The sequence below is a fragment of the Streptomyces sp. IBSBF 3136 genome (assembly GCF_036815105.1).
GTDB lineage: Bacteria > Actinomycetota > Actinomycetes > Streptomycetales > Streptomycetaceae > Streptomyces.
The window spans coordinates 1-14,796 of the sequence record NZ_JAJSZC010000084.1 but is presented as its reverse complement, the minus strand read 5'-3'; the positions used below and the strand labels follow the sequence as shown (position 1 = coordinate 14,796).

16 protein-coding genes are annotated in these 14,796 nt (G+C 72.1%); 7 read left to right on the top strand and 9 right to left on the bottom strand.

Annotated features, from left to right (window positions below):
* Positions 1–70: 70 nt before the first annotated feature.
* Positions 71–1,357, top strand: a complete 1,287-nt coding sequence (locus tag V7E45_RS19460) for an ion channel protein (RefSeq protein WP_333775453.1) — start codon at positions 71–73, stop codon at positions 1,355–1,357.
* 21 nt (positions 1,358–1,378) lie between these two features.
* Entirely contained in the window at positions 1,379–2,785 is a 1,407-nt protein-coding gene (locus tag V7E45_RS19455) for a glutamate decarboxylase (protein WP_333775452.1), read from the top strand.
* 72 nt (positions 2,786–2,857) lie between these two features.
* Here V7E45_RS19455 and V7E45_RS19450 read toward each other — a convergent pair whose 3' ends face one another.
* The 3 genes from V7E45_RS19450 to V7E45_RS19440 form a co-directional block, all read right to left on the bottom strand.
* Positions 2,858–3,400, bottom strand: a complete 543-nt coding sequence (locus V7E45_RS19450; protein WP_333775451.1) for a DinB family protein — start codon at positions 3,398–3,400, stop codon at positions 2,858–2,860.
* 120 nt (positions 3,401–3,520) lie between these two features.
* Positions 3,521–4,981 (bottom strand): aldehyde dehydrogenase family protein, encoded by a 1,461-nt coding sequence (locus tag V7E45_RS19445; RefSeq protein WP_333775450.1) that lies wholly within the window; start codon positions 4,979–4,981, stop codon positions 3,521–3,523.
* A gap of 144 nt (positions 4,982–5,125) precedes the next feature.
* On the bottom strand, positions 5,126–5,950 hold the full coding sequence (locus tag V7E45_RS19440) for a helix-turn-helix domain-containing protein (protein WP_052352323.1): 825 nt from the start codon (positions 5,948–5,950) through the stop codon (positions 5,126–5,128).
* A gap of 356 nt (positions 5,951–6,306) precedes the next feature.
* On the opposite strand from V7E45_RS19440, the gene V7E45_RS19435 reads away from it, so the two are divergent.
* Positions 6,307–6,780 (top strand): ATP-binding protein, encoded by a 474-nt coding sequence (locus V7E45_RS19435; RefSeq protein ID WP_333775467.1) that lies wholly within the window; start codon positions 6,307–6,309, stop codon positions 6,778–6,780.
* A 123-nt stretch (positions 6,781–6,903) separates the two neighbouring features.
* Here V7E45_RS19435 and V7E45_RS19430 read toward each other — a convergent pair whose 3' ends face one another.
* From V7E45_RS19430 to V7E45_RS19415, 4 genes are all read right to left on the bottom strand, one after another.
* A complete protein-coding gene (locus V7E45_RS19430) occupies positions 6,904–7,173 on the bottom strand; it encodes a DUF397 domain-containing protein (RefSeq protein WP_443056094.1) in 270 nt (89 codons plus the stop codon).
* 143 nt (positions 7,174–7,316) lie between these two features.
* Positions 7,317–7,790, bottom strand: a complete 474-nt coding sequence (locus V7E45_RS19425) for an SRPBCC family protein (protein WP_333775449.1) — start codon at positions 7,788–7,790, stop codon at positions 7,317–7,319.
* A complete protein-coding gene (locus V7E45_RS19420; RefSeq protein WP_333775448.1) occupies positions 7,787–8,134 on the bottom strand; it encodes a metalloregulator ArsR/SmtB family transcription factor in 348 nt (115 codons plus the stop codon). The genes V7E45_RS19425 and V7E45_RS19420 overlap by 4 nt, the downstream gene beginning before the upstream one ends.
* A 7-nt stretch (positions 8,135–8,141) precedes the next feature.
* Positions 8,142–8,516, bottom strand: a complete 375-nt coding sequence (locus V7E45_RS19415; protein ID WP_333775447.1) for a VOC family protein — start codon at positions 8,514–8,516, stop codon at positions 8,142–8,144.
* Between the two features lie 214 nt (positions 8,517–8,730).
* Here V7E45_RS19415 and V7E45_RS19410 point away from each other — a divergent pair, with 214 nt between their 5' ends.
* Positions 8,731–9,216 carry a hypothetical protein gene (locus tag V7E45_RS19410; RefSeq protein ID WP_333775446.1) on the top strand — a complete coding sequence of 162 codons (486 nt, stop codon included), beginning with the start codon at positions 8,731–8,733 and terminating at the stop codon, positions 9,214–9,216.
* Positions 9,217–9,299: 83 nt separating this feature from the next.
* Complete coding sequence (locus V7E45_RS19405) at positions 9,300–9,827, top strand: DUF4232 domain-containing protein (protein ID WP_333775445.1); 528 nt, start codon at positions 9,300–9,302, stop codon at positions 9,825–9,827.
* Positions 9,828–9,833: 6 nt separating this feature from the next.
* Here the strand turns inward: V7E45_RS19405 and V7E45_RS19400 are convergent, their stop codons facing one another.
* Entirely contained in the window at positions 9,834–10,940 is a 1,107-nt protein-coding gene (locus V7E45_RS19400) for a DUF2786 domain-containing protein (protein WP_333775444.1), read from the bottom strand.
* Between the two features lie 173 nt (positions 10,941–11,113).
* On the opposite strand from V7E45_RS19400, the gene V7E45_RS19395 reads away from it, so the two are divergent.
* The gene (locus V7E45_RS19395) at positions 11,114–11,872 is read left to right on the top strand and encodes a Clp protease N-terminal domain-containing protein (protein WP_333775443.1); all 759 of its coding nucleotides are present in this window, start codon (positions 11,114–11,116) and stop codon (positions 11,870–11,872) included.
* Positions 11,873–11,941: 69 nt separating this feature from the next.
* Positions 11,942–13,627 carry a bifunctional 3'-5' exonuclease/DNA polymerase gene (locus tag V7E45_RS19390; RefSeq protein ID WP_333775442.1) on the top strand — a complete coding sequence of 562 codons (1,686 nt, stop codon included), beginning with the start codon at positions 11,942–11,944 and terminating at the stop codon, positions 13,625–13,627.
* Between the two features lie 7 nt (positions 13,628–13,634).
* Here V7E45_RS19390 and V7E45_RS19385 read toward each other — a convergent pair.
* Positions 13,635–14,796, bottom strand: a 1,162-nt coding sequence (locus V7E45_RS19385; protein WP_333775441.1) for a tetratricopeptide repeat protein, incomplete at its 5' end; no start/stop codon positions are given.

Sequence of the window (14,796 nt, the reverse complement as noted above, 5' to 3'; positions counted from 1 at the left end):
ACGTCGCGTGAGGTGCAAGCCAAATCCGTTTCAGGGTGTTCGACATGTTCTGTCCGCTTATGGTGAGCCCGTGGCCCAGGACACCGAGCAGCAGGCTGGCACGACCCGCCCGGCGACCCCGGCGCGGGCTCTGCTGCCGCTGGTGCTGCCCGCGGTCGCCGTGGGCGTGGGCGCGAGCCTGCTGTACATCGGCGTGAGTTCGGCGGCCGAGCAGCTCCAGCACGTGCTGTGGGGGCCGCTGCCGGACGCGCTGGGCGTGGGCCCGTACTCGGTGCTGTGGATGTTCGTCATGCTCGTGGCGACCGGCATCGCCGTCGGCCTGGTGGTCTGGAAGGCCCCCGGGCACGCCGGGCCCGACCCGGCCACCACCGGTCTGAACGCGCCCGCGCTGCCGCCGCTGGTGCTGCCCGGACTGGTCCTGGCCACCGGCCTGATGCTGGCCGGCGGGCCGAGCCTCGGCCCGGAGAACCCGATCATCGCCGTGAACGTCAGCCTGGCGGTCTGGCTGGGCGGCCGCTGGATGCGCGGCGCGCCGGGCGCGCTGTGGCCGATGCTGGCCGAGGCGGGGACCATCGGGGCGCTGTTCGGCACGCCGGTCGCGGCGGCGCTGGTCATCTCCGAGGCACTGGCCGGGCGGCCGATGCGGGGGATGCTGTGGGACAACCTGTTCGCGCCGCTGACGGCGGCCGCGGTCGGGGCCATGACCACCACCCTGCTCTTCCGTCCCGCCTTCGACCTCGGCCTGCCCGCCTTGGGGACCCCGCACTGGCAGGACGTGCTGGCTGCCGTGGTGATCGCCCCGGCGGCGGCCCTGCTCGGCCTGTGTGCCGTCGCGGTCTTCCCGTACGTGCACGCCGCCTTCAAGCGGCTGCGCCACCCGATGCTGATGCTCCCGGCCGGCGGCGCCGTCCTGGGGCTGCTGGCGGCCCTGGGCGGCCATCTGACGCTGTTCAAGGGGCTGGCCGAGATCTCGGAGCTGGCGCACGACCCCGCGGGCTGGTCGGCGGGCCAGTTCGCCGTGATGGCCGTCGTGAAGCTGGCCGCGCTGCTGGTGGCGGCCTCCAGCGGCTTCCGCGGCGGCCGTATCTTCCCCAGCGTCTTCGTCGGCACCGCCCTGGGCCTGTGCGCCCACGCGCTGATTCCCGCCGTGCCGCCCGGCCTGGGTGTGGCGACGGCGGTGCTGGGCATTCTCCTCGCGGTCACCCGGCAGGGCTGGGTGAGCCTGTTCACGGCCGCCGTCCTGGTGGCCTCACCGGCGATCATCGCCCTGCTGTGCATCGCCTCGCTGCCCGCCTGGCTGCTGGTCACCGGGCGGCCACAGATGCAGCTGCGCGAGGACGGCACACCGGTCCGCTGATTTCTGTCTGGAGGCACATTCATGGCTCTGCACGAAGGTCCGGAGAAGAAGGACGAGCGGCGGATGTCGGTCAACCCGTTCTTCGGGGAGGCGAACCCGGTGGCCGAGATGACCGAGGCCCCGCCCAAGCACCGGCTGCCCGACTCGCCCCTGCCGCCCACCACGGCGGCGCAGCTCGTGCACGACGAGCTGATGCTGGACGGCAACGCCCGGCTGAACCTGGCCACCTTCGTCACCACCTGGATGGAGCCGCAGGCTGGGGACCTGATGGCGGAGTGCCGCGACAAGAACATGATCGACAAGGACGAGTACCCGCGCACCGCCGAACTGGAGCGGCGCTGTGTGGCGATGCTCGCCGACCTGTGGAACGCGCCCGATCCGGCCGCCGCCGTGGGCTGTTCGACCACGGGGTCGAGCGAGGCGTGCATGCTCGCCGGGATGGCGCTCAAGCGGCGCTGGGCCAAGCGCAACGCGGACCGCTATCCGGGAGCCCGCCCGAACCTGATCATGGGTGTCAACGTCCAGGTCTGCTGGGAGAAGTTCTGCAACTTCTGGGAGGTGGAGGCCCGGCTGGTCCCGATGGAGGGCGACCGCTACCACCTCGACCCGCAGGCGGCGGCCGAGCTGTGCGACGAGAACACCATCGGGGTCGTCGGCATCCTCGGCTCGACCTTCGACGGGTCGTACGAGCCGATCGCGGACCTGTGCGCGGCCCTTGACGCCCTCCAGGAGCGCACCGGCCTCGACGTGCCCGTGCACGTGGACGGCGCGTCGGGCGCCATGGTGGCGCCCTTCCTCGACGCGGACCTGGTGTGGGACTTCCGCCTGCCGCGCGTGGCGTCGATCAACACCTCGGGGCACAAGTACGGCCTGGTGTACCCGGGCGTCGGCTGGGCGCTGTGGCGGGACAAGGAGTCGCTGCCCGAGGAGCTGGTCTTCCGGGTCAACTACCTGGGCGGGGACATGCCCACCTTCGCGCTCAACTTCTCCCGGCCGGGCGCCCAGGTGGTGGCGCAGTACTACACGTTCCTGCGGCTGGGCCGTGAGGGCTACCGGGCGGTGCAGCAGACGACGCGGGACGTGGCGACCGCGCTGGCGGACCGGATCGAGGCGCTCGGTGACTTCCGGCTGCTGACCCGGGGCGACGAGCTGCCGGTGTTCGCCTTCACGACCGCGCCGGGCGTCGAGTCGTACGACGTCTTCGACGTCTCCCGGCGGTTGCGGGAGAGCGGCTGGCTGGTGCCCGCCTACACCTTCCCGCCGAACCGGGAGGACCTGTCCGTGGTGCGGATCGTGTGCCGCAACGGCTTCTCCCACGACCTCGCCGACCTCTTCCTCGACGACCTGACCCGTCTGCTGCCGGAGCTGCGCCGGCAGCCGCACCCGCAGACCCGGGACAAGGCCGCGGCGACCAGCTTCCACCACTAGGGACGCTCGACCGGATCAGCGGCGCGGGGCCCTGGGCCGGCGCCCCGCGGGCGCCGGCCCCCCGGCGGCCGGTCAGCCGCCCTGCTGTTCCAGGGCCACCAGTTCGAACGCCGTCTTGCCGTCCAGCGACTCGCGGAGGATGTCGGCGTGGCCGGCGTGCCGGGCCGTCTCGCGGATCAGGTGCAGGCACAGCCAGCGCAGGGAGACCCGGCCCTCCGGCGGGAACCAGGGGTCCGGCGGCAGCGGGAAGGTGTCGTCCAGGCTGGGCGCGGAGCGGATGTACTTCTCCGTGCCGGCGGCGACCTCCGCCCAGTACGCGAGCTGGGAGGCGACCGTCTCGTCGTCGAGCAGCTGGAAGGTCTCGTGCCAGTTCGACTGGTCACGCGGGATCGCCGGCGGCTCCTGCCTGGCCCGGGCCAGCCAGCCCTGCTCGGTCTCGGCGACGTGCTTGAGCAGGCCGCCCAGGGACAGCTCGCTGACGGTGGGGCGGGAGCGGGCCTGTTCCTCGGTCAGCCCGAGCAGCGCCCGCCGGATCCCCCCGCGCTGTTCCTCCAGGAAGGCCAGCAGCGCCCCGCGCTCGTCGCCCCGTGCCTCCGCCGCCACATGAGTGACCATGACCGGCCGCCTTTCATCGCCGTGTTTCCCTGACACCGACGAAGCTACGGGCCCTTGCGGTCAGCTTCCGTCCGCAAGGGCCCGGCGCGCGGGAAGGAATCAGCGCGAAGGTGAGGCGGGTCAGAACGGGAAGCCGCTGCGGCCGTGCTGCACCGAGATCCACTTGACGGTGGTGAAGGCCTCCAGGGTGGTCTCGCCGTTGAGGCGGCCGATGCCGGAGTGCTTCTCACCGCCGAACGGGACGAGCGGTTCGTCGTGCACCGTGCCGTCGTTCACGTGGAACATGCCGGTGTCGATCTGCTTGGCGAAGGCCACACCGCGCTCGATGTCCCCGGTGTGGACGGCGCCGCTGAGGCCGTACGGGGTGTCGTTGACGATCCGGACCGCCTCCTCCTCACCGTCGAAGGGCACCAGGAAGACGACCGGGCCGAAGATCTCCTGCTGCAGCAGGGCGGAGTCCGCGGGCAGACCGGTCAGCACGCTGGGCTCGACCAGGTTGCCGGTGGTGGCGCCGTGCACCAGGGCCGTGGCGCCCTCGGCGATCGCCTGCTCGACCGCCCCCGCGAGAGCGCCCGCCTGCGCGGAGTTGATGACCGGGCCGATGACGGTCTGCGGGTCACGCGGGTCGCCGACCTTGAGGGACCGGACCTTGGCGACGAACTTCTCGGTGAACTCGTCGGCGACCGAGCGGTCGACGAGCACCCGGTTCGCCGCCATGCAGACCTGGCCCTGGTGGACGTACCGGCTGAAGACCGCCGCGTCCACCGCGTAGTCGAGGTCGGCGTCGTCCAGGACGACCAGCGCGCTGTTGCCGCCCAGTTCGAGCACCGAGCGCTTGAAGTTGGCGGCGCAGACGGTGGCGACGTGCCGGCCGATCTTGTCGGAGCCGGTGAAGGAGATGACCTTGGGGACCGGGTGCTCGATGAAGGCGTCGCCGATCTCGGCGATGTCGGTGACGACCACGTTGAGCAGGCCGCCGGGCAGGCCGGCCTCCTCGAAGATCTTCGCGACCAGGGTGCCGCCGGCGATCGGGGTGTTCTGGTGCGGCTTGAGCACCACGGCGTTGCCGAGGGCGAGGGCCGGGGCGACCGACTTGATCGACAGCAGGAACGGGAAGTTGAAGGGGCTGATCACGCCCACCACGCCCACCGGCACCCGGTAGACGCGGTTCTCCTTGCCGTCGGTCGGCGAGGGCAGGATCTTCCCCTCGGGCCGCAGCGCCAGATGGACCGACTCGCGGAGGAACTCCTTGACCAGGTGCAGCTCGAAGCCGGCCTTCACGCGTGTGCCGCCCAGCTCCGCGATGATCAGGTCGGCTATCTCCTGCTCGCGCTCCTCGATCAGCCGCAGCGCCCGCTCGAAGACCGTGCGCCGGGTGTACGGGTTGGTCGCCGCCCACTGCTTCTGGGCGCGCGCGGCGGCCCGGTAGGCCTCGTCGACCTCGTCGACCGTGGCCACGGTGATCGAGGCCAGCTTCTCGTCGTCGTACGGGTTGAAGTCGATGACATCCCAGGAACCGGTGCCCGGACGCCATTCACCGTCGATGTACTGCTGGGCCAGGTCGCTGAAGTAGGACGACATGTGATCCCTCAATCACTAGCAGACGCCAGATCCCGGTCACGGTCTGATCGCCCGTCATCGTACTTGTGTTTCAACCCAGTTGAAGGTGTCCTCTCAAGACGGCGGGGTCCCGGGACGGTGGCGGCGCACCGAAGCGGCCGCGCCTCAGGACAGCTGGAGCAGGCCGCGCAGCAGGTCGCGGCTCTCGTCCGGGCCGGGGCTGTCCTGCTGGAGCTCCTTGAGCGCCTGCTCGTACTGGGCGACGTCCTCGCGCTTGTCGAGGTAGAGGGCGCTGGTCAGCTGCTCCACGTACACCACGTCGGACAGGTCGGACTCGGGGAAGCTGAGCAGGGTGAAGGCACCGCTCTCACCGGAGTGGCCGCCGAAGCTGAACGGCATCACCTGCAGCCGCACGTTGGGGCGCTCGGAGATGTCGATCAGATGCTGGAACTGGCCGCGCATCACGTCGCGGTCGCCGTAGGGACGGCGCAGGGCGGCCTCGTCCAGGACGATGTGGAACTCGGGCGCGTTGTCCGCGAGCAGGTGCTTCTGCCGCTCCAGGCGCAGGGCGACCCGCCGCTCCACGTCGGCCGCGCTCGCGCCCTTCATACCGCGCCGGACCACCGCGCGGGCGTACTCCTCGGTCTGGAGCAGGCCGTGCACGAACTGCACCTCGTACACCCGGATCAGGGAGGCGGCGCCCTCCAGGCCCACGTAGGTGGGGAACCAGGTGGGCAGCACGTCGGTGTAACTGTGCCACCAGCCCGCCACGTTGGCCTCGCGGGCGAGCGAGAGCAGCGATTCGCGCTCCGCCTCGTCCGTGATGCCGTACAGCGTCAGCAGGTCCTCGACGTCTCTGGTCTTGAAGCTCACCCGGCCCAGCTCCATCCGGCTGATCTTCGACTCGGATGCGCGGATCGAGTAACCCGCCGCCTCGCGCGTGATCCCCCGTGCTTCACGCAGTCGCCTGAGTTGCGAGCCGAGCAGCATGCGCCGCACCACCGATCCGGGCTCTCCCGCGCTCACGTTCCGCCAGCCTCCCCAACCGTCTTCAGGGGCCGAAGTCTGCCACTAAAACACTTCGAGCAGTACTCGTACGGTTACGGAAACGGAAAGAGGTCGGCCGTTTTCCGCTGCGAGAGGTCCGGACCTCTGACAGATCTGAGATCGAACTTGGCGGAAAAAATGGCCAAGAAGCGGTACGGGAGGGTTCAATTCGGTCGCGTGCACGTGCATCTGCCCTTGCATCTGCCCTTCCCATCCGAAACCATGGTGCCGCGCCACCGCTGCATCGCAACGACCGCGAATTCCCGGGAGTGCCTCGCATGGGGACGAATGGATCGACCATGCTCAAGCCGTTACGGCAGGGCCTTCCGCCGTTGGACCCCGCAGCCGTGTCCGATGCCGCCTCCTTCGCACTGCCCGCCCGCTACGAGGCGGTGCGCGAGGCCCGGCGCTTCACCCGGGGAACCCTGGACCGGTGGGACGTGGGCGACCGCTTCGACGACATATGTCTCGTCGTCTCCGAACTCGTGACCAACGCGCTGCGGCATGCGCTGCCGGCCGAAGCGGTGGGCTGCGAACACGCGGCCTCGGTACGGCTGCACCTGATGCGCTGGACCGAGCGGCTGGTGTGCGCGGTGCGCGACCCCAGCCACGAGACGCCCACCCCCCGGGATTCGGACGACTTCTCCGCCGAGTCCGGCCGGGGACTGTTCCTCGTCGACTCCTTCGCCGACAGCTGGGGCTGGCACCCGCTCGCCGGCACCCTCGACGGCAAGGTGGTCTGGGCGATGTTCCGGCTCGGGACGACCGGCTGACGCAGCGTGGCGTTCAGCGACGCGGGGTTTCTACGCGCGTACACCCGCCGTTCGTCCCGTCACCCGCCCCCTTGTGACCCGCGGGTGTGACCCGCGGGGCGGCGCCGGGGCGGCTGAGTCGTTTCAGCCGACCACCAGATGATCGAACTCGCCGTCCTTGACACCGAGGAGCATGGCCTCGATCTCGGCGCGGGTGTAGACGAGCGCGGGCCCGTCCGGGAAGCGCGAGTTGCGCACCGCGACGTCGCCGCCCGGCAGCCGCGCGAACTCCACGCACGAACCTTGCGAGTTGCTGTGCCTGCTCTTCTGCCAGGCCACTCCGTCCAGCTGCGCGGCAGCCATGCCGTTGTACACGTCGTACTCCCCGTACACGCTCTCAACGTCGCGGTCCACAGGTCGCTCCCTGGTGCACTGGCTGTTGTGGCCATAGATGCCGTGGTCAACTGACCCGGATCATAACCCTGTTCATGTGCAACTGCATGAGCAGATGCACGTGCACGGGGGGTGGTCCCACGATTACAGCTTCGCCGTCCGCTTTACCCGAGCTGGTCCAGCGTCTCCTCGAGAGAGGGCAGCACACGCCCCCTCCAGCCCCCGTCCATGATCTTCCGCGCCATCAGCTGCGCCGGATCGTCCGGATCGAATCCTTCGTGCACTAGGAACAGACGCGTACCGCGCCCTTCCTGTTCCAGGGTCCAGGTGACGGTCCACTCCGCGAGATTGGCGGGATCCGCGTCCACCCACCGGAGGGACAGCATCCGCTCGATGTCGTAGGCCAGCACCCGCACCTCGACGACACCGGAGAAGCGGCTGTTGGGACGCGGGACCGAGGTCATCCGGTACCGGTGCCCGACCTCCAGGCGGAATTCCTCGGCACCGGGCATCTGCCAGCGGGCCAGCAGACCGGGCTCGGTCAGGGCCCGCCAGACCTTGGCGGGCGGGTGCGGGAAGAACTGGGCGACGCGGACCGTGGTGAGGTCGTCGGCGTCACCGCCGGGTGCTGTGGTCATGGCTGTTCATCGTCGGGCATCCGGTCCAGCAGCTCGCCGAGGCCCCGCAGCCGCTCGCGCCAGAACCGCTCGTACGGATGGAGCCAGTCCTGCACATCGGCGAGCGGGGCCGCCTCCAGGCGGTAGATGCGCCGGCGCCCCGAGCGTCGCTCGGAGACGAGGCCGGCCTCCCGGAGCACCTTGAGGTGTTCCGAGAGGCTGGGGCGGCGCATGTCGAAGTGGTCGGCCAGCGCCTGCACGGGCTGGGGTCCGCGTTCGCGCAGCAGCCGGAGCACCTCGCGGCGGGTGGCGTTGGCGAGCGCGGCGAAGACACGGTCCTCGGCGGCGGTGTCCGGCCCGTTCATGGAGCGCTCAGAAGCCTTCCTTCTCCGTCAGCAGCATCAGACCGTTGCCGTCGGGGTCCGTGAAGGACGCCATGCGCCCCCAGGGGAGCTCGTCCGGTCCCTGCACGGAGGTCCCGGCGGCGGCGAGCCGGGCGCAGTCCGCGTCGACGTCGGTCGTGGCCAACATGATCCCCCGGACGGAGCCGGGCTCGAAACCGCCCATCCCCGGCCCCGACAGCGTGAAGACGGTCTGCACGCCCTCGGGTGCCACCTGGAGCCAGCGGCCCTGGGGCATCTCCCGGTCCGCGGTGACCTCCATACCCAGCACATCCGTGTAGAAGCGCAGCGCGCGGTCCTGGTCGGAGACGGGCAGCGTGACGAACGAGGCGTGTGTGATGGTCATGCCCCCAGATTAGGTAGGAGATTCCCTACGCGTCAACCGTAGGAATTTCCCTACCTATCACGCGGCACCTGCCCGGCCAGGGTGGCCGCACGGCCAGGGCGAGCGGGCCGGGACGACTGGTAGCTTGCTGCGGTCCCCCCGGCCCGGGGGGTGCCCTCCGAAAACGGGTCGACAGCCCCGGGGCGGCCGGCTCGCAGGAACTCGGGAGCTTGACGTGACTACGGCGACTGCAAGGGTGCGGGCCACGGCCGCTGCCGCGGGGCTGGTGGGCGCGCTCGCGCTGACCGCGTGCGGTGGGGGCGGCTCCGACGACGGCTCCTCCACCACCCCCAGCGGGACCCCGACGGCCATCGCGGCCTCCGGCTCCGGCGCGGTGACGGGCTCCTCGGGCAAGCTCCAGGGCAGCTGGATCACCACCAGCAAGGGCACGGTGGTCGCCCTGGTGATCACCGGGAAGCAGGCCGGTCTCTTCGCCACCGGCGGCACCGTGTGCAGCGGGGCCGCGGGCACCGAGGCGGGCATGCAGATGATCCATCTGACGTGCACCGACGGCAGCAAGGACCGGGTCACGGGCATGGTCGACTCGGTGAGCGGGGACGGCATGAAGGTGACCTGGTCCGGCAAGCTCGGCCAGGAGACCTACACCAAGGCCGAGGGCGGCAAGCTCCCGTCCGGACTGCCGACTGCCCTGAAGCGGTGAATTCCCGAGGGGTGCGTGACCGCGCCCCCCGGGCAGGCACCATGATGCGGGGAGACCGCCACCACCTCGATGGGGAACAGCACATGCGCGCCATTCGGCTCACTGTCACCGCTCTCACCGCCGCCCTCGCCCTGACCGCCTGCGACAGCGGGGGCAGCAACGACGGCGCCAAGAGCAAGTCCGGATCCGGCTGCGCGGTCGGCAAGGTCTCCGTGCAGGCCGCGAGCTCCTCCAGCGAGGCGCCGGCGGCCGGGGACACCGGCCAGGTGGTCGTCAGCATGACCAACCAGAGCGCGCCCTGCACCCTCGACGGCTTCCCGCACGTCGAGGTGAAGCAGACCGGGGGCCCTTCGGTCGTCCTGAAGCCCCAGCAGGGGGCCAAGGCGCAGAAGCTGAAGCTCGCCAAGGGCGACTCCGCGACCTTCACCGTCACCTACGTGCGGGGCGCCGACGGCGACGCCAAGAGCCTGAAGGCCACGTCGATGGACGTGACGCTGCCCGGGAGCGACACCGCCCAGGTCATCCCCTGGAAGTACGGGCCGATCGCCGGCCGGAGCGGCCACGGCGACCCGAACGCCGGCGTCGGCGCCTTCCAGCAGGCCGGGGACTGAGCCGCGTCAGCCGAGCCGCGGCCGCGCCCTGACCTGGGCCCGGTCCGCCGCGGCCGCGCCCTCCGTCCAGCCGGCCGCGTCGCTCACGCCCCGCAGCCGGGCCGTGGTGGTCTGCGGGAACATGCGCTCCAGCCGGTCGGTGACGGCGACCTCGCGGGTGGCCAGGACCGGCAGCAGGTCCCGCGTCACCTGCGTCTCGGCGGCTGCCGCGAGCCGGTCGCCCACACGGTGGGCGTAGGCCGCGAGGAACGACTGCCGGAAGGTCTTGGTGCGCTTGCGTCCACCGGCCCGCTGCGCGGCCTCGGCCCGGGTCATCGCGTGCGTGGCCTGCACCAGCAGCGAGGTGTACAGCAGCTCGACCGACTCCAGGTCCGCCTCGAAGCCGACGACCGTGGAGAAGCCCAGCGGTTCGTTCCACACCGCCCGGCAGTGGTTGGCGGTGGCGACCGCGTCCAGCAGCACCGCCTTGGCCTGCTCGTACGGCGGCTCGACACCTATGCGGCAGGCGCCGGGCGCGTCCGCGGCGGGGGCGGCCGCGGCGAGCAGCGCCTCGTCGACGCTGTGCCGGGCCATCAGCTCCTGCGCCTTGGCGCTCAGCGCCTCCGCCTCGTCCGGGTAGTCGGTCGCCTCGGCCTTGGCGAGCAGGGCGCGGATGCGGGTGAGCATGCGGGTGGCGGCGGGCCCGTGCGCGCGGCGGGGCTCGTCGAGGGGTTCCAGGGCGGGCAGGCGCAGCAGCAGGCGGTGGAGCTGGAGGACGGCGGTGGCGTGCGAGAAGCGGTCGGCCGGACGCGCGGGGTCCGGCGGCAGCGCGTCGAGCTGGGCGGCCCAGCGGGGTCCGCGCGGGCGGTCCCGTCCGGCCTGCGCCCGGATCAGTCCGGCGGCCAGCCCCACGTGGACGTCCTCCAGCTCCCGCCGGACCAGGCGTACGACATCGGCGGGCTGCCAGCCGCGCTGCCAGGCCGTCGCCACGAACTCCTCGCCCCGGCGCGCGAGTTCGCCGTCCGCGGCGGGGTCGGCCGCGAGCAGGGAGGCGCCCGTGTCGAGCCCGGCGTCGGTGTCGTCGTACAGGGCGGCCCGGAAGGCGCGCTCCACGGTGCTGGGGGTGCTGGTCACGCTCTCGATCGTGCCACGCGGCACCGACAACGACCGGGGGCAGGGCGCGACGCCAGGAAGTTGTCCACACCCTGTGGACAACTTCCGGGGACGACGGGAGCGATGGCATGCCCGAGGCGGAACACTGTCAACCGTCAGTTGACAGCGCCATGGAGGCAACCTACGGTTGACACATGGCGAACCAACCGAACATCACGGCATCCGTACGCCTCGACGACCTCATCGAGGCCATCAAGAAGGCCCACGTGGAACCCCTGGAGCAGCTCCAGGACGCGGTGATCGCCGCCGATCACCTCGGCGACGTGGCCGACCACCTGATCGGCCACTTCGTGGACCAGGCCCGCCGCTCGGGGGCGTCCTGGACCGACATCGGACGGAGCATGGGCGTCACCCGGCAGGCGGCGCAGAAGCGCTTCGTGCCCAAGGAGTCGGCGGACCTCGACCTCAGCCAGGGCTTCAACCGCTACACCCCGCGCGCGCGGAACGTGGTCATGGCCGCCCACCACGAGGCCGTGACGGCCCACAGCGCGGAGGGCCGGCCCGAGCACCTGGTCCTCGGGCTGCTGGCCGAGCCGGACGGCATGGCCGCCAAGGCGATCACCACACAGGGCGTCCTGCTGGACTCCGTGCGCGAGGCCGCGACCGCCGTGCTCCCGCCGGCCGCGCAGGACGCCCCCGAACTCGTCCCCTACGGCCCGGAGGCCAAGAAGGTCCTGGAGCTCACCTTCCGCGAGGCCCTCAGGCTCGGCCACAACTACATCGGCACCGAACACCTGCTGCTGGCCCTGCTGGAACACGAGAACGGCGAGGGTGTCCTCAGCGGGCTCGGCATCACCAAGGAGGCGACGGAGACGTTCGTCGACCGGGTGCTCGCGACCGTGCTCGACCAGAAGCGGGCGGCCGGCGACGCGGCGCAGGACGCCTCGGACTGAGCCGGTGGAACCGCAGGCCGGGCCGCCGTCGGAGGGCCACTGTCAGAGGTGCCTGCCACACTCGCGGACATGACCGACCGGTGGGCTCTCGCGCCGGCCGAGGACGGTGGCGTGGACGTCGCCCCCCTCGGCCCGGACGGGCTGCCCGCCGGTCCGGTGCGGCGGGAGAGCGATCCCGCCGGGGCGGTGCAAAGCCGTCCGGAGGTGACGCGCTGGGTGTGGCGGTCGACCGCCGAGGTCTACCCGCTGCTGCTCGCCACGGGGGTGCGAGTGGAGCGGTGCTACGACATCGAGGACGCCGAGACCCTGCTGCTGGGCCACGAGGGCAGACACGGCGAGCCGCGCTCGGCCGCCGCCGCCCTGGCCCGCCTCCGCGGCGGCCCCGTACCGCCCGACCCACCGCAGCGCCCGGCCGAGCCGGGCGCCCAGTCCCCGCTCTTCGAACCGGCCGGCACCCGGCTGCCGCTGGCGGACCTGCTCGCCGTCTACGCCGACCAGCAGCGGCGGCACGAGAAGACCGCCCACCCCGGCCGGATGCGGCTGCTGACCGCGGCGGAGTCGGCCGGGATGCTGGTGGCCGCCGAGATGAACCGCTCCGGCCTGCCCTGGAGCGCCGAGGTACACCGCCGCCTGCTGCACGAACTGCTCGGCGAGCGGTACGCGGGCGGCGGCGAGCCGCGCCGCCTGGCCGAGCTGGCCGACGAGGTGTCCGCCGCCTTCGGCCGCCGGGTCCGGCCCGACCTGCCCGCCGACGTCGTCAAGGCCTTCGCCCAGGCCGGCATCAAGGTGCGCTCCACCCGCCGCCGGGAGATCGCCTCGGTCGACCACCCCGCCGTACCGCCCCTGCTGGAGTACAAGAAGCTGTACCGCATCTGGGTGGCACACGGCTGGTCCTGGCTCCATGACTGGGTCCGCGACGGCCGCTTCCGGCCCGAGTTCCACGCCGGCGGCACGGTCACCGGGCGCTGGGTCACCAACGGCGGGGGCGCGCTGCAGATCCCCAAGGTGATCCGGCGAGCCGTGGTCGCCGACCCCGGCTGGCGCCTCGTCGTGGCCGACGCAGACCAGATGGAGCCGCGCGTCCTCGCGGTCATCTCGCGCGACCCCGGACTGATGGAGGTGGCCGGCCGCACCACCGACCTCTACCAGTCCGTCTCCGACCGGGCCTTCTCCGGCGACCGCGACCAGGCCAAGATCGCCGTGCTCGGCGCCGTCTACGGCCAGACCTCGGGCGACGGCCTGAAGAACCTCGCGGCGCTGCGCCGCCGCTTCCCCAGAGCGGTGGCCTACGTCGACGACGCCGCGCGGGCCGGGGAGGAGGGCCGGCTCGTGCGCACCTGGCTGGGCCGCACCTGCCCGCCCGCCGCCGGGGCGGGCGAGGACACGGCGGAGGAGGCGGGCATCCCCGTCGGCGACGACGACCCCGACGGACCCACCTGGCTCCGCGGCCACTCCTCCACCGACGCACGCGCCCGGGGCCGCTTCGCGCGGAACTTCGTGGTCCAGGGCAGCGCCGCCGACTGGGCCCTGCTGCTGCTCGCCGCACTCCGCCGGGCCTGCGCCGACCTCCGGGCCGAACTGGTGTTCTTCCAGCACGACGAGGTGATCGTGCACTGTCCCGCCGACGAGGCCGACACCGTCGTCCGGGCCATCGAGGAAGCCTCCGACCTCGCCGCACGGCTGGCCTTCGGCGAGACCCCGGTGCGCTTCCCGTTCACCACGGCGGTGGTGGAGTGCTACGCCGACGCCAAGTGAACGCCCGTCAGCGGCCCGTACCGTCGGCCAGCAGCTCCCTCAGCTCCTCCATCACCGTCTGCTCGTCCGTGCCGTCCAGGGCCGCGAGGGCCGCACGCCAGACGTCGTGCGCCTCCGGGCGCCGCCCCTGTTCGCGCAGCAGCAGACCGTGCTGGTGGCGGGCGAGACCGCCCATGTAACGGTCGGCGCGGGCGTCCGCCCGGCCCAGCAGCTCGGCGCACTCGCGCGCGGCCCGCTCGCCGTCGCCCAGCCGCCGCAGCGCCCGGACCAGTCCGAGCCGGGTCTGTGACTCCCCGTGCCAGTCGCCGTGCCCGCCGAGGATGCGCAGGCTCTCCTCGAAGTGCCGGGCCGCGGCCTCCGGTTCGCCCAGGGTGAGGTGGGCGTAGCCGATGTTGCAGTGCGCCGAGTGCTGCACGATGACCGCGCCGATGGCGTCCCCGATCGCCAGTGAACGCCGGTGCTGCTCGATGGCGGCCCGGGGGTCGGTGTGCTCGTAGAGGTTGCCGAGGTGGCTGCGGGTGACCGCCTCCCCGTAGGGGTCGTTCAGCTGCCGGGAGTACCCGAGGCTCTGCCGCAGCGCCTCGCCGGACTCCTCGAACCGGCCGAGCCCCTCCAGCAGCAGCCCACGGTTGTTCAGGCAGCGCCGGATCCTGGAGACCGCGTCTAGCCGCCGCCAGATCGCGAGGGCCTGGTCGGTGAGGGCGAGGGCGTCGTTCTGCCGGCCGGTCAGGAAGTGCAGGCCCGAGAGGTCGCCCAGCGCGTACGCCTCCGCCGCCGCGTCCCCCAGCCGCCGTGCCGCACCCAGCGCGGCCCGCCCCAGCACCTCCATCTCGGCGACCCGCCCGCTGCGCTGCACGTACGGGAAGAACAGCCGCACCAGGAGGGAGAGGTGGGCGGCTCGCCGCTCGTCGGTGTCCTCGGCGTTGCGCTCCACCAGCGCGACGATGTTCTCCAGCTCCCCGTCGCCCCAGGCGAAGGCCACCTCCGCGGACTCGAAGGCGCCCAGCGCCACCACCTCCGCGGCGTGCCCCGGGGGATGCGCGGCGGTGGGCCGCCGACGGTCCTCCTGGTCGAGGCCGGGCTCCACGATGGCGGTGAGGACGCATTCGGCGGCCGCCGCGTACCAACGGAGGGCGGCCAGGTCGGTGTCGGGGGTGGCGGTGGACGTG

Excerpts from the sequence above, each read along its gene's own strand:
- V7E45_RS19455 (WP_333775452.1), top strand. The coding sequence starts at position 1,379 with ATGGCTCTGCACGAAGGTCCGGAGAAGAAGGACGAGCGGCGGATGTCG.
- V7E45_RS19450 (WP_333775451.1), bottom strand. The coding sequence starts at position 3,400 with ATGGTCACTCATGTGGCGGCGGAGGCACGGGGCGACGAGCGCGGGGCG.
- V7E45_RS19445 (WP_333775450.1), bottom strand. The coding sequence starts at position 4,981 with ATGTCGTCCTACTTCAGCGACCTGGCCCAGCAGTACATCGACGGTGAA.
- V7E45_RS19440 (WP_052352323.1), bottom strand. The coding sequence starts at position 5,950 with ATGCTGCTCGGCTCGCAACTCAGGCGACTGCGTGAAGCACGGGGGATC.
- V7E45_RS19435 (WP_333775467.1), top strand. The coding sequence starts at position 6,307 with ATGCTCAAGCCGTTACGGCAGGGCCTTCCGCCGTTGGACCCCGCAGCC.
- V7E45_RS19425 (WP_333775449.1), bottom strand. The coding sequence starts at position 7,790 with ATGACCACAGCACCCGGCGGTGACGCCGACGACCTCACCACGGTCCGC.
- V7E45_RS19420 (WP_333775448.1), bottom strand. The coding sequence starts at position 8,134 with ATGAACGGGCCGGACACCGCCGCCGAGGACCGTGTCTTCGCCGCGCTC.
- V7E45_RS19415 (WP_333775447.1), bottom strand. The coding sequence starts at position 8,516 with ATGACCATCACACACGCCTCGTTCGTCACGCTGCCCGTCTCCGACCAG.
- V7E45_RS19405 (WP_333775445.1), top strand. The coding sequence starts at position 9,300 with ATGCGCGCCATTCGGCTCACTGTCACCGCTCTCACCGCCGCCCTCGCC.
- V7E45_RS19395 (WP_333775443.1), top strand. The coding sequence starts at position 11,114 with ATGGCGAACCAACCGAACATCACGGCATCCGTACGCCTCGACGACCTC.
- V7E45_RS19390 (WP_333775442.1), top strand. The coding sequence starts at position 11,942 with ATGACCGACCGGTGGGCTCTCGCGCCGGCCGAGGACGGTGGCGTGGAC.